The organism is Pleomorphochaeta sp., assembly GCF_050031695.1.
Lineage (GTDB): Bacteria > Spirochaetota > Spirochaetia > Sphaerochaetales > Sphaerochaetaceae > Pleomorphochaeta.
Genome location: NZ_JBNAIC010000015.1, coordinates 13,873 through 28,544, shown reverse-complemented (window position 1 = coordinate 28,544; position 14,672 = coordinate 13,873). Strand labels below are relative to the sequence as shown.

Here is a 14,672-nt window from a genome sequence, read left to right as displayed (position 1 = left end):
TAATTATGGGTAACATCATTGTTCTTTACTTTTTAAGAAACTTAAGTAATTTTAAGATATTAGAAATATCTATTAAATAAAATAACAATCAAGTTTAAACACTCTATAAGAGTCTAAACCCTATAAAAAAAAAACAGCCTAACAAATCTTGTACAACAAGAAGTTAGGCTATCTTTTTTAATTTCTAAAGTATAAATCTTAGGATAATAATATGATTAAGACAGGAAGTATATCTTCAAAATAATATGTAACACTACCATCTATACCACTGTTATCACCAACATATAAAGTACAAGAAATATGCTCTTCATCATCACCCCAAATTACATTTTGTATATCACTTGCTTTATCTGCATCACTTTCTGATGAATTTAATATATCTTCAATCGAGTCAAAATCATCTTCATCTAAATCGTTAAATTCATCAACTAATAATTCACCTGATAAATTATAATATACATTATCAGAAACATTTAATAATCTAAAAGCATAACTTAAATCAATTTCTCCACTAACTGAAGAATTATCTTCAAATTGTAATCTTATAAATGTACTAGAAATCAAATCAATATTTTCACTTAGAGTTTCACTAAACTCTGCTGATAAAATTAAATCAAAATCTAAATCTGTTTCAAAGGGATTATCACAATAAATATCAACTAAAGAATCAGTAGAAGCACCAGAAAGATATAAATCTAACCAATCTATATCTAAATCAACTAAAATTGTATCATCACTATCATCTGTTATAGTAATATTATCATCTTCTATTTGGAAAAATAGTTCTGCACTGATATCTTTTGATGAAGAAATAGTATAACCTTCAGTATCTAAACTTTTTATAGTTTGAGCCAAAGTAAGATATGAAGATATAAATGTTTCAATATAAACACCATAATTTTTATCAATAAAATCTTCAGCATCAAAATCATCTGTTATCCCTGAAGTATAACCATCCGTATCAAAAGTAGGTAAAGAAGAATCTCCAACAGTTACATATCTATGGATTGAACTATTTGGTAAAGAGTTATTACTACAACTAAATAAACTTATTATCAAAAGACTTGATAATAAACTATAAAACAATATTTTTTTTCTTTTAATCACAACTAACCTCCAATAATAAATAATTGCTTTAAATCAATAATTACTCTTAGTATATTAATCTTAAAGTTAGTTGTCAAATAAAATGTATTATAAAATATTTACTACAGGTAAAAAAAATTAGCCTATCTTGAGATAAGCTAACTATATTTATATTTTTTTTATAACTAAATTACAATTATGTAATATTTAATCTACATCTCTATTCCATTTCATTATGGCATAAACTTTATAGTTCTCACTAATTAAATTTATAGAACCATTATGCAATTTCATAACTTCATATACTATTGGAAGGCCTAAACCATTTCCACCATCTGTTCTGCTACTGTCCCCACGTTCCCATGGTTCAAATATAGAATCATTGCTTTCAATAGAACCTGTATTTATTACTTTAATTTCATTTTTAGATAATTCAACTATAATTTCATCTTTACTATAGGCAAGTGCATTTTCAATTAAACATTTTAAAGCTAATACAATAGTTGTGAAATCAGCAATAATTTCTTTATCATTCTCAACAAATTTAACTCTTTCAAAATCCATTTTTGTTTTATTTAGAGAGCTAATAATATCCTCAGTATTACAATGAGATATATATATTTCTTTATCAGGAGATTGAAGAGATGCGAATAACACAACCCTATTTACTCTATTAGACAAATTAGTTTGTTCTTTCTTTATTAGTGAAATAGTATCATCATTTAAAGGAAATATTTTATCCTTTATTCCATCTAATAATATTTGCATAGAAGCAATTGGTGTATTTAAATCGTGCGTTATATTTCTAAGCCAAGCTTTTCTGTTCTTTCGGTTTTGACTTAGATTATCATCAAGAAGTTTTACAGATTTATTTATTTCATTATATTCTTCAACATTATAATAAGGTAAAGTTACATTTTCTTCCCCATTAGAAAGTTTATTTAATGCTTTTTTTAAGCCTTTAGCATAATTTTCTAATTGCTTTGAAAAATAAAAACTTAGTATTAATGAAATTATTATTGCAATTAATAATGCAGAAATAATCCAAATATAACCTTGTCTAAATATATCTTTACTATATTTATAATTAGTTGGAGAGAAAACTAAAACATCTATACCATAAACTAAACCGCAATCATCTTTAACTATAATAGAACCTGTAAGAGCATCTTTATTTACACCTAATGGTACTTCAATTTCTCTTTTATCAAAAAGGCCATTACCTTCATTGATTACTATTAAATCAACTAGAGTTTTATTATCTAAAGAACTTACTTCTATTAAATTAATTGGACTATTTGTTTTAATATTTTTATATGAAGAATCATCAATTATTCCTTCTTCTAGCATCATCGGAGGAGGACCTATATTAAATTCATTAACACTTTTTCTTTGAGTTAATTCCTCGCCTAAAGGAGTTTTTCCAAAAGAATAAATTACTTTCCCCTCTTCATCACGGAATATAAGACCACTAATTCGATTATCTTCAGTTGCAGTCATTAATGAAATATGTACTAAATCTTGAATTTCAACTTGATCTATTTCATTAGATAAAACTGAAGAAAGTCGATTACAATATTCCTCAAATGCGATATTTGACCAGTCTCTCGAAGAACGCATAAAAAATACTGATATAAAAAACAGTACAAAAAACAATATAAATATTGATATGCTTAAAAAAGAAAGAAATAATCTAGTAAATAATTTATTCATATAATCTAATTCTCAAAGTATATTTTTATACTTCTTCAACTCCTACAAAACGATATCCATAACCTCTGACAGTTTCAATCCAATTACCTTTAAATAATTTAGATCTAATATTTTTTATATGGGTATCAACAATTCTCTCGTATGATTCGCTAGAATAATTAAAACATTCATCTAGAATCTTGCCTCTTGAAACTAATAAGTGTGCATTATCAATTAAACATAATAAAACACGCCATTCTGCTGCTGTTAGTATAACTTCAGTGTCATTAACTTTTAAACTATGTGCATTTCTATCAATGTTAAGGGTTGCATCTTCTTTATTATAAACATTAATTTCATTAGAAGCGTCACCTTCATTTGGTAAAGTTCTTCTTAAAACGGCTTTAACTCTTAATACTAATTCTTTTGGAGAAAAAGGTTTTGTAATATAATCATCAGCACCAATTTCAAAACCTAATATTCTATCAGATTCTTCAGCTCTCGCAGTCATGAAAATTACTGGGAAAGTATACTCTTCTCTAATTTTCTTTATAAAATCAAAACCATCACCATCAGGTAGCATTACATCTTGAATTAATAAATCAGGAAGTTTATCTTTAAACACTTTTTTTGCTGATTCTAAATTATAAAAAACTTGGCAATCAAAATCGCTGAATTCTAAATATTGTTTAACACCATTTGCAATAACTTGTTGATCTTCTATAACATAAATCAATTTTTTCTTATTAGTTTCCATTAATAAACCCTTTTCTAAACTATTGTTTAATAAATTATATTATATATCATACGAAAATACAAAACAATTACAATTAGTCTCACACAAAACACACAATATTTCATAAATAAAAATTAGTATACAATTATTTACTTATAAAAAGTATATGTTATAATAACTATTTGAGGTCTCTTATGAAAAAATTACTTATTTTAATTGTTTCACTTATATTTGTCTCTAATATAATTATGTCATCGGATTTAGTAGATATTGCTAATTTAACTATTGGAGTTGTAGAAGGAGTTCATGAAGCTACAGAATCCATAGAAAATCCAAAATATCCTAGCTTTAGAAAATTAAAACTAACTATAAATGAAATAGATCCGAATGAAGTTGATTTAAATCTTTTTTATAAAGAGAATAAAATTCCAACGTTAATGCCTTTATTAAAAAACTTAGTTCTCGGTTTTGGTCTTGGATCTGAAGACCAAGGAAAGCCTAGAACAGCTGTTGCTTTTAGTATAATTGATGGTGCAATTGTAACTACAGGAATAGTTTCTCTTGTTTTGGCCCTTCCTGAAGCAATACTTACTTTAGGACAATCGAATATAGCATTACCTATTTCTTTATATTGTTTAGAAGCATTAGCTGTTACACATTGTATTCAAGCAATTGATGCATTACTTTATCCGACAATATATAATGCAAGATTAAAGAGAGCATTAAAACTTAAAGCAAATTACAACCCTAAAACCGAAGAGTTATCAATTGGATATACTTTAGCTCTTTCTTAAGTTTTTTCAGTTATTTACTTACTATCTATTTTATTATATTGTTATTTTATCTTAGGAGTACGCTTTGAACAAAAAGATAAGTTTAACAGATATATTAATTATAGTAATAGCTATCCTATTACTTATATTTTTATATACTCAAACAAACTCTTCAAATAATAACACTGTAAAAATTCAATGTATGGATGATGAATACTTATATGATTTAGATACAGATAGAGATATTTATTTAACAGGTGCAATTGGTGAATCCCATATTATTATTAAAAATTCTAAAGTTTGGATGGAAGAAAGTGCTTGTGAAAATAAAGTATGTTTGAAAATGAATCCCATTGATAAGAATGGTGGTTTTATAGCATGTATTCCTAATGAAATATTAATAACTGTTGAAGCTATAGATGAGGTAGTAGTAGATGATATCGCAAAATAGTAAAAATAGACTTATTTATCTAACCGCTTTTGCTCTCCTTTTAAGTAGTATAGAATATCTAATACCTAAACCACTTCCATTCTTGAAAATTGGTTTAGCTAATTTACCTCTTCTATTAGGAGCTAGTTTTTTACCTTTTCATGAAATAATAATTTTATCACTATCAAAATCTATAGTACAAAATATAATAAGTGGTACTATTCTCTCCCCCTTCTTTATTATTACATTGTTATCTACTCTAAGTGCATCTATTTTTATGTTTATTTCTTATAAACTTATAAAAAGAGCCACATTTATTGGAATATCAGTAATAGGTGCTATTATTAACAATCTTGTTCAAATATCACTTTCAGCACTTTTTATTTATGGCTCTTCAATCTTTATTGCTTTACCTCTTATTTTATCTCTAGGTATAATAACTTCTATTGTTTTAGGAGTTTTTGCTAATATTCTTGATGAGAAAAGTATATTTATTCAAAAAGCTAAAAATCTCGATTTCGATGAGATTAATTATGATAAAAATATTGATTCTCAAAGTAAAATGAAAAATATAATAATTAGCAGTTTTTCTTTTCTATTTATAATTCTTACTCTATTTTTAGATAATTTAATATATTTAACTTTGTTACTAATTTTAAGTTACATACTACAAAAATATAGTAAAAGAAAAATAAAATTCATATATCCTATAGTTCTACTTTTTTCAATGCTGTTACTATCTTTATTCGATAAACAAGGAAAAGTACTATTTAGTTTCTATTCTATAATTATTACAGAAGATTCTTTAATAATTTATTTAACAAAAGCTCTTAGAATTTTAATTTTTATAGCTGTATCCCAGTCTCTAGTTTCAACTTCATTGTTTAAGTTTGATTGGGTTCAAAAAGTGTTTTACCTATCTTCTAGATTTCTAAACAACTTTTCTAAAACTTCAGGATCTTTTATAACTAGAATCGATAATGCCCTTCTAAACAGTCAAAATTAATTTTTATAAATCTCAGTTAATATGCTAATTAGAATATTATTCTTTAAATATAGGCCATTATTGTATTTTTATATACATTATAATCATATTAAATTAAGCATTTTTATAAATTTTTAACAAAATTCAATATATTTTTCACTTTTTTAAATTTCCCATTGACCCAATCGATAAATATTTATATATTGCAATTGTCTTAAAGATAAAGACAAATAATACATTGGAGAAACAAAATGGCAACAAAAGAAAAAGAAATTAAAGAACTTTTCGATGGTCAACTTGAGCTACAAAGCTTAATTGAGAAAACTGCAAAAGCTCAAGAGAAATTTGCAACTTATTCACAAGAACAAGTTGATAAAATATTTAGAGCTGCTGCTATTGCTGCTAATAATGCTCGTATATCTCTAGCTTCAGAAGCTGTTGAAGAAACAAAGATGGGTATCGTAGAAGATAAAGTAATTAAAAATCACTTTGCTTCTGAATACATTTTTAATAAATACAAAGATGATATCACATGTGGTATTATTGAAAGAGATGGTGGTTTTGGTGTTCAAAAAGTTGCTGAACCAATCGGCGTTGTTTGTGGTATCATTCCAACAACTAACCCAACAAGTACTGCTATTTTCAAAAGTTTAATATCATTAAAAACTCGTAATGCTATTATCTTTAGTCCACACCCAAGAGCAAAAAATTGTACTAACCATGCTGCAAAAATTATTTTAGATGCTGCTGTTGCTGCAGGAGCTCCTGAAGGAATTATTGCTTATATTGAAGAACCTAGCATTGAAAAAACAGATTATTTAATGAAAAATGATTTAATCAATATTATCCTTGCAACTGGTGGCCCTGGAATGGTAAAAGCTGCTTATTCTTCAGGTAAACCTGCTATTGGTGTTGGAGCTGGTAACACTCCTGCATTAATTGACAATACTGCAGATATCAAAATGGCTGTAAGCTCAATCTTAATGAGTAAAACATTTGATAACGGTGTTGTTTGTGCATCAGAACAAGCTATTGTTTGTCATAAAGATGTTTATAAAGCTTTTAAAGATGAAATGTTAAGCCGTGGTGCTTATTTCTTAAAGAAAGAAGAAACAGATAAAATTAGAAAAGTAATTTTAGACCCTAAACGTGGTACAGTTAACCCTCTAATTGTTGGTCAACCTGCTGCTAAAATTGCTGAAATCGCTGGTTTCAGTGTAGATCCTAAAACTAAAGTATTAGTTGGTGAATGCTCAAAAATAGATATTAAAGAACCTTTCGCACACGAAAAGTTATCTCCAATTCTTGGTATGTTCAAATGTAACACTTTTGAAGAAGGTGCTGACATGGCTGAAGAATTAGTTGCTTTAGGTGGATTTGGTCATACAAGTGTATTATATGTAAGTGAAAAAGACCAAGCTAAAATTGATCATTTTGGTCAAGTATTAAAAACTAGTCGTGTATTAGTTAATATGCCAACATCTCAAGGTGCTATTGGTGATATCTACAACTTTAAACTAGAACCTTCATTAACACTTGGTTGTGGATCATGGGGTAATAACAGTGTAAGTGAAAATGTAGGTCCTAAACATTTACTTAATGTTAAAACAGTAGCAGCAAGGAGAGAAAACATGTTATGGTTCAAAGTTCCATCTAAAATTTACTTCAAATATGGTTGTTTACCAGTAGCTTTACAAGAATTAAAAGATAAGAAGAGAGCTTTTATTGTAACAGATAGTTATCTTTACAACAGTGGTATGACTGATACTATTACTGATGAATTAAACCAAATGGGCGTAGATTGTGAAATCTTCCATCAAGTAAAACCAGATCCAACTCTAGGTACTATTACAATAGCAATGGAAAAAATTAAACATTTCCAACCAGATGTAATTATTGCTCTAGGTGGTGGTTCACCAATGGATGCTGCTAAAATCATGTGGTTATTATATGAAAATCCAGATGTACAATTTGAAGGCTTAGCTCTAAGATTTATGGACATCGAAAAGAGAATATATGCGTTCCCTAATATGGGTAAAAAAGCAGACCTAGTTTGTGTTTCAACAACTAGTGGTACAGGTGCTGAAGTAACTCCTTTTGCTATTATCACAGATGAAAACACAGGTTCTAAATATGCAATTGCAGACTATGCATTAACTCCTACAATGGCTATTGTTGATAGTAGATTAGCAGTAGGCATGCCAAAAGGTTTAACAGCTTCATGTGGTATTGATGTATTAACTCACGCAATTGAATCTTTAGTATCTTGTATGAGTACTGATTATACAAATAGCTTATCTTTAGAAGCTTCTAGAATAATCTTTAAGTACTTACCTACAGCTTATCATCATGGTGATAATATCCACGCAAGAGAAAAAGTACACAATGCTTCTGCTATTGCTGGTATGGCTTTTGCAAATGCATTCTTAGGTATTTGTCACTCAATGGCTCACAAACTTGGTGCAAAGTTCCATATCCCACACGGTATGGCTAATGCTCTACTTTTAACTAACGTTATCCGTTTCAATGCAACTGATAACCCAACTAAGCAAGCGGCTTTCCCTCAATATACACACCCTACAGCAATAAGCCGTTATGCAAGACTTGCAGATTATATTAATATGGAGGCTAACCAACAAGCTAACACTGAATACCTACATATTAAACCAAATGCAACTCAAGAAGAAAAAGTTGAAGCATTAATCGAAGCAATTGAATCTCTAAAAACTGAATTAGGTGTACCTGCATCTATTAAGGATTGGGGAATCGAAGAAGAAGAATTCTTAAGTGCTGTCGATGAACTTGCTATAAACGCTTTTGATGACCAATGTACTAGTGCTAATCCACGCTACCCATTAATTAGTCAAATCAAGCAACTATATCTTGATTGTTTCTACGGTAGAAAATGGAATGAAAACAATTAGTACCTCTTATTTCGACACTTGGAGTGGTTTAAACCACTCCATTTTTTTTATTTTTTTCGTGGTCTTTTTATTTGAGCTAATAGTGAATCTTTTTTATTTTTATACTCTTCACTAGTAACTTCTTTCATCGAAGACATTAATGATCCAATTATTTTTTCCATCAATTTTCTATTCTCAACATTATTTATTGCATAAGTATTTAATAAAGTATATATAGTCTTAAGTGGTCTTATCTTCAAATCAGTAACGTGTTCTATTCCAATAGAATCTGTTGTATCAAAAATTGATTCAATAAATTTTTCTATATCTTCTTCATCTAATTTTTCTAACCAGTTTCTTACACTTTTATCAAACATTAATGATGTGGCATTTCTTTGATCCATTTTTTTAAATCTATCAATTTCTACTTCCCAAGAGAATATCATATGCTGTGTTGCCCCATTACCCTTATTAGAATAAACAATTTCAATAGGCTCTTCATGTTGCATTAAAATACCAATAACAGATCCTTGAGGTACTAAAGTTTTCATCTTTGTTTTTATATCTGAATGCTCTATATCACTTAATGTTTTTTCATTAAAACCTGGACCATCAAAACTATAAACACTTAAAATTCTATCATGATATATTTGTGGAGCTTTTAGTGCAGAATAAAGAGCTAAGTTACCACCTTTAGAATGCCCTACAATAATTAAATCATTATTACAAATTTCTAATATATTTAATAAATATTCTAAACTATATTCTTGAGCTGCTACACTTTTTTTAAAACTCATCATAAAATCTTCTTTCCAACCTAATAGAGTTGAGTCAGTTCCTCTAAAAGAGACAACTACTTCACCTGTTGGTAACTCAAAAGATATAGCAGCAAATTGTAAATCATTATCTTTTTCAAAATTACAAGAAAAAGCAAAGACTTTTATATCACTGAATCTTTTTTTACTTGCAATTATTGGTAATATTTCAAAACATTGTTTTTTAAAAAAGGGACAATTATTATCAGGTGTTAACAACCCTTTTTCAATCATTAGATTTAACAAATCTCCTAATAAATAACTCTCAAAGTCTTTTTTTAATTCTAATTCTGGTAAAAAATCTAAATAAGACAGAGTTGCAAAAAGGCCTAAATCTATTTCATTAATTTTAGCTTGTTTAAAACTTAAATCACCTCTCCAATATAAATAATCATATATAGTATCCAATTTGTTCTCCTATTTTTATCATTGTATAAATAATTATAATCTAATTTTTTAATGTAATCAAAAACTATATAAATAAAGTTCTTGCTATAAAGAATAAAACACTATAAGTTACAAATATGTATAGAAACTTACCAAAGAGTATATACTCTTTAGCAATTGTAAATTTTATTAATGGATTTGGAAACTTTGTTTTCCTTTTTTTAACATTATTTTTAACTTTGAAATTAGGATATACAGCTTCTGAGGCTGGAAGATATATGATGGTTTGTATGACAATGTACGTTCCAGGATCTTTAATTACTAGCAAGCTAGCTGATAAATATTCAAGAAAAAAAATAATGCTAATTACTCAAACCTTTTTTTCTTTATCATTTTTGATTTGTGGGCTAATTTACGAATCTAAAGAATTAATTCCATATATATTACTTGTTGGATTATTTTTTGATGGTGCAACTGATCCTGCAAGACAAGCTCTACACACAGATCATACTAATTTTGATAATAGACAAGAATCATTTTCTCTATTTTATTTAGCATATAATATTGGGTTTGGCTTTGGTCCAGCTATTGCAGGGTTATTATTTAATTCTTATCCTAGATTAATGTTTTTAGGTTCTGGTATTATTAGTTTATTTGCAACATTAATAGTTGCTTTAACTATTGAAGATAAAATGCCTGATGATAAAATGATTGAAGATAGTATTAAAAATAATCAAACTGATAAAGCCGTTGAAGGGAGTGTATTTAAAGCATTATTTTCAAGACCAAAACTTATATCATATATTGGCATTAATGGCTTTTTCTTTTTATGTGTTAGTGCAGTTTTATTCATCTTACCTCTTTTTTCCTCTTCAACTTTTGGAGAAAAAGGCCCAACTATTTATGGCTTTTTAATGAGTTCTAATGCTATAACTGTAGTTATTGCAACGCCTTTTATTGTTAAACTTACTAAAAAGAAAAACACTTTAACAGTAATTATCATTTCATTTTTAATTTATCTACTTGGATTTAATATTTTAGCTATAGGTACTTATGTCTTTTTATTTGCTCTTGGAGTTATAGTATTTAGTTTAGGTGAATCTGTAAATGCTACTAATAATGATTATTTTATTGCAAATCATACACCATTAGGACATAGAGCTAGATTTTCAACTGTTATCTCTATTTTACAAGGTGCAGGTTTTGCACTAGGACCTTTAGTTGGTGGTATCCTTTTAGATTATTTTAGCTATAAAGAATCTTTATATTTTATCTCAGTAATTATTCTTATTTGTGTAGCATTAATGATATATGTTAGATATTTATATATTAGAGATAATGAAGTAATTGTTCCTTCTTTAGATGAAAACACTTCTTCAAATTAATTTATTTAAACAAAAATGTCTTTCCCCAAACCAAAGAGGAAAGACAGAAGAAGTATTTATTAGAAATATAAATACTAAATTACATCAGTTACTTCAACAACACCTTGCATATCTTTAATAGAATTTCCAGGAGGGACAATAGGGAATACCTTATCGTCAATTGGAATCTCTAAATCAATCACAACAGGTTTATTTAGACTGAATGCTTCTTCTAGTATAGCTTTTGCATCGTCTTGTGGCAAGATGCGTCTACCCTCAATTCCATAAGCCTGTGCTAATAATAGCCAATCAATAGGTGTATCAAGTGTAGTTTGGCTATAATGCCCCTTATAAAAAAGAGTTTGCCATTGTCTAACCATACCTAAAGTATGATTATTCATAACTAAAATAATAATTGGTAAATTGTATCTTTTTATAGTAGTTAATTCATTACTATTCATTCTAAAACAACCATCACCAGCAATATTAACAACTCTTGAATTTTTATTTCCCATTTGAGCACCTATGGATGCTCCTGTTCCATAACCCATAGTTCCTAAACCACCTGAAGTTAAAAATCTTCTTGGTTTTTTATGATTTACAAATTGAGCTGCCCAAATTTGATGTTGTCCAACTTCTGTTGTTACAATATCATCTTCACCCAAAATATCACTCATTAAATGAATAACTTCACTAGCTCTTTTACTTTCTTGATTAGTTAACAATGGGAATCGCTTCTTATATTGAGCTACGGTATCCATCCAATCTTTATGAACTAATGGTTTTTTAATTTTTGCCATTAATTGATCAAGTACTACATTTATATCACCTAATAAGTGACAAGTAGTTGCTATATTCTTATCAATTTCAGCAGGATCTACATCAATTTGAATAATTTTAGCATTTCTTGCAAAACTGCTAGCTTTACTTACTACTCTATCAGAGAATCTTGCTCCAATTACTATAAGTAAGTCACAGTTGTTTACACTAACATTAGAAACTTTTGATCCATGCATACCAACAAGGCCTGTATATCTATGGCTATCAGAGCGAATTGCACCACAACCCATTAATGATACACAAGATGGAGCATCAATTTTATCAATAAATTGTCTAACTTTCTCACTTGCATCAGCAATGATTACACCACCACCAACATAACACATTGGATTTTCACTTTTTTCTAATAATGAAATTGCTTCATCCATACTTTCTTGAGAAAGTCTTTCACAAACATATTCACAATTTTTTGGAACATATTTTTGATATTCACAAATATTAGTTTGAACATCTTTTGGGATATCTATTAAAACAGGACCAGGTCTTCCACTTTGTGCAATTTCAAAAGCTTCTCTAATAATATATGCTAATTCTCTTACATCTTTTACAATATAATTATGCTTAGTAATTGGCATAGTAACCCCAGAGATATCAACTTCTTGGAAGCTATCTTTACCTAAAAGTGATACAGGAACATTACCTGTAATTGCAACTAAAGGCACACTATCCATTTGAGCTGTTGCAATACCTGTTACTAAATTTGTAGCTCCAGGACCACTAGTTGCAATACAAACACCAACTTTTCCAGTTGATCTAGCATATCCATCTGCAGCATGAGATGCACCTTGTTCATGCGCTGTTAATACATGAGTAATTTCGTCACTCTTATCATACAAAGCATCATAAAGGGGAAGAACTGCGCCACCAGGATAACCAAAGACAGTATCAACACTCTGCTCTAATAAACATTCAACTATAATTTTTGCACCTGTTAATTCCATAATTTCTCCTATTCTTTGTATACTGCGCCTTTCGATGCATCACTTACTAAGCTTGCATATCGGGCTAAGTAACCGCTCTTGATAGTAGGTTCTTTCATAACCCAACTATCACGTCTTTTACTAAGGGTTTCATCATCAACTAATAATTCAAGTTTATAATTTGGAATATCAATTGAAATAATATCACCATCTTCTACTAATCCAATAATTCCACCTTGAGCTGCTTCAGGACAAACATGTCCAATTGAAGCACCACGGGTAGCACCACTGAATCTACCATCAGTTAATAAAGCAACTTCTTTATCAAGACCCATACCGGCAATAGCACTAGTAGGAGATAACATTTCTCTCATTCCAGGGCCACCTTTTGGTCCTTCATATCTTATTACAATAACATCACCTGATTTAATTTTTGAATTATAGATTGCATTAATACATTCTTCTTCACTTTCAAAAACTCTTGCAGGTCCTTTATGTACTAGCATTTTTTCATCAACTGCACTTCTCTTAACAACAGATCCCATAGGTGCTAAATTACCACTTAGTACGGCAATACCACCAGTTGGTGAATAAGGATTATCAATTTCTCTAATTACTGAATTATCGAAATTTACAGCATTTTTGAAAGATTCACCTATAGTTTTACCACTTACTGTCATTAAATCTTTTTTAATTAAACCTTTTTTATCAAGTTCTTTCATTACAGCCATTATTCCACCAGCAAAATATAAATCTTCAATATGATGAGGACCAGCTGGAGCTAAATGACATAAATTTGGTACATTTTGAGATATATCATTAGCACTAAAGATATCAAAATCAATATTTGCATTATGAGCAATTGCAGGTAAGTGTAACATGGTATTTGTACTACAACCTAAAGCCATATCAACTGTTAAAGCATTTCTAAATGAATCTTCATTAACAATATCTTGAGGTCTTATATCTTTAGCTAATAGTTCCATTATTTTTCTACCACTAGCTTTAGCTATTCTATCTCTATCAGCATAAACTGCAGGGATTGTTCCATTTCCAGGAAGAGCTAAACCTAAAACTTCCGTTAAACAGTTCATTGAATTAGCTGTAAACATTCCTGAGCAAGAACCACAAGTTGGACAAACATTATTTTCATAATTTAAGAAAGTTTCATCATCCATTGTATTATTATTATAGCTACCAATTGCTTCAAACATAGAAGCTAAATCTTTACCTTCTTTAACCCCTGGGACTCTACCAGCTAACATTGCACCACCTGATACTATAATAGATGGAACATTAAGACGTAAAGCTGCCATCATCATACCTGGTACAATCTTATCACAGTTTGGAACAAATACTATTGCATCAAAAGGATGTGCCATTGCCATAACTTCAATAGAATCAGCAATTAATTCTCTAGATGCTAGGGAATATTTCATTCCTGTATGTCCCATTGCAATACCATCACAGACGCCAATTGTTGGAAAAACTACAGGAGTACCACCTGCTTCTCTAACCCCAGCTTTTACTGCATCAACTACTCTATCTAAATGCACATGACCTGGAATTATTTCATTCTTAGCATTAACAATACCAATAATTGGAGAATGAATTTCACTATCACTCCAACCCATTGCTTTCATTAATGATCTATGTGGAGCTCTATCTAAGCCTTCAGTCATTTGACTTGATCTACTTTTAATATCTTTACTCATCTTTTTACCTTCTCTTTGTTAGTTTT

General features: G+C 29.0%; 11 protein-coding genes. 5 read left to right on the top strand and 6 right to left on the bottom strand.

Going from position 1 to position 14,672, the window contains the following annotated elements; all coding sequences use genetic code 11:
* Nucleotides 1–198: 198 nt before the first annotated feature.
* The 3 genes from ACPKM0_RS02845 to ACPKM0_RS02835 form a co-directional block, all read right to left on the bottom strand.
* Nucleotides 199–1,107, bottom strand: coding sequence for a hypothetical protein (locus ACPKM0_RS02845; RefSeq protein ID WP_472473291.1), 909 nt, complete (start codon nt 1,105–1,107; stop codon nt 199–201).
* A gap of 186 nt (nt 1,108–1,293) precedes the next feature.
* Entirely contained in the window at nt 1,294–2,706 is a 1,413-nt protein-coding gene (locus ACPKM0_RS02840) for a sensor histidine kinase (protein WP_472473290.1), read from the bottom strand.
* 118 nt (nt 2,707–2,824) lie between these two features.
* On the bottom strand, nt 2,825–3,535 hold the full coding sequence (locus tag ACPKM0_RS02835) for a response regulator transcription factor (RefSeq protein ID WP_472473289.1): 711 nt from the start codon (nt 3,533–3,535) through the stop codon (nt 2,825–2,827).
* A gap of 173 nt (nt 3,536–3,708) precedes the next feature.
* On the opposite strand from ACPKM0_RS02835, the gene ACPKM0_RS02830 reads away from it, so the two are divergent.
* The 4 genes from ACPKM0_RS02830 to adhE all read left to right on the top strand — a co-directional run bounded on the left by ACPKM0_RS02830 (nt 3,709) and on the right by adhE (nt 8,626).
* Nucleotides 3,709–4,308: a hypothetical protein gene (locus ACPKM0_RS02830; protein ID WP_472473288.1), complete on the top strand. Its 600-nt coding sequence runs from the start codon at nt 3,709–3,711 to the stop codon at nt 4,306–4,308.
* 64 nt (nt 4,309–4,372) lie between these two features.
* Nucleotides 4,373–4,738, top strand: a complete 366-nt coding sequence (locus tag ACPKM0_RS02825; protein WP_472473287.1) for a NusG domain II-containing protein — start codon at nt 4,373–4,375, stop codon at nt 4,736–4,738.
* Nucleotides 4,722–5,723 carry a Gx transporter family protein gene (locus ACPKM0_RS02820; RefSeq protein ID WP_472473286.1) on the top strand — a complete coding sequence of 334 codons (1,002 nt, stop codon included), beginning with the start codon at nt 4,722–4,724 and terminating at the stop codon, nt 5,721–5,723. The genes ACPKM0_RS02825 and ACPKM0_RS02820 overlap by 17 nt, the downstream gene beginning before the upstream one ends.
* A 230-nt stretch (nt 5,724–5,953) precedes the next feature.
* Nucleotides 5,954–8,626, top strand: coding sequence for a bifunctional acetaldehyde-CoA/alcohol dehydrogenase (gene adhE / locus ACPKM0_RS02815; RefSeq protein WP_472473285.1), 2,673 nt, complete (start codon nt 5,954–5,956; stop codon nt 8,624–8,626).
* A 47-nt stretch (nt 8,627–8,673) separates the two neighbouring features.
* On the opposite strand, the gene ACPKM0_RS02810 is transcribed toward adhE, so the two are convergent.
* On the bottom strand, nt 8,674–9,828 hold the full coding sequence (locus tag ACPKM0_RS02810; RefSeq protein WP_472473284.1) for an Mbeg1-like protein: 1,155 nt from the start codon (nt 9,826–9,828) through the stop codon (nt 8,674–8,676).
* Between the two features lie 116 nt (nt 9,829–9,944).
* Here ACPKM0_RS02810 and ACPKM0_RS02805 point away from each other — a divergent pair, with 116 nt between their 5' ends.
* Complete coding sequence (locus ACPKM0_RS02805) at nt 9,945–11,192, top strand: MFS transporter (protein WP_472473283.1); 1,248 nt, start codon at nt 9,945–9,947, stop codon at nt 11,190–11,192.
* Between the two features lie 74 nt (nt 11,193–11,266).
* On the opposite strand, the gene ilvB is transcribed toward ACPKM0_RS02805, so the two are convergent.
* Together ilvB and ilvD are read right to left on the bottom strand one after the other, a co-directional pair.
* The gene (gene ilvB / locus ACPKM0_RS02800) at nt 11,267–12,952 is read right to left on the bottom strand and encodes a biosynthetic-type acetolactate synthase large subunit (RefSeq protein ID WP_472473282.1); all 1,686 of its coding nucleotides are present in this window, start codon (nt 12,950–12,952) and stop codon (nt 11,267–11,269) included.
* An 8-nt stretch (nt 12,953–12,960) separates the two neighbouring features.
* Nucleotides 12,961–14,646, bottom strand: coding sequence for a dihydroxy-acid dehydratase (gene ilvD / locus ACPKM0_RS02795; RefSeq protein WP_472473281.1), 1,686 nt, complete (start codon nt 14,644–14,646; stop codon nt 12,961–12,963).
* Nucleotides 14,647–14,672 lie beyond the last annotated feature (26 nt).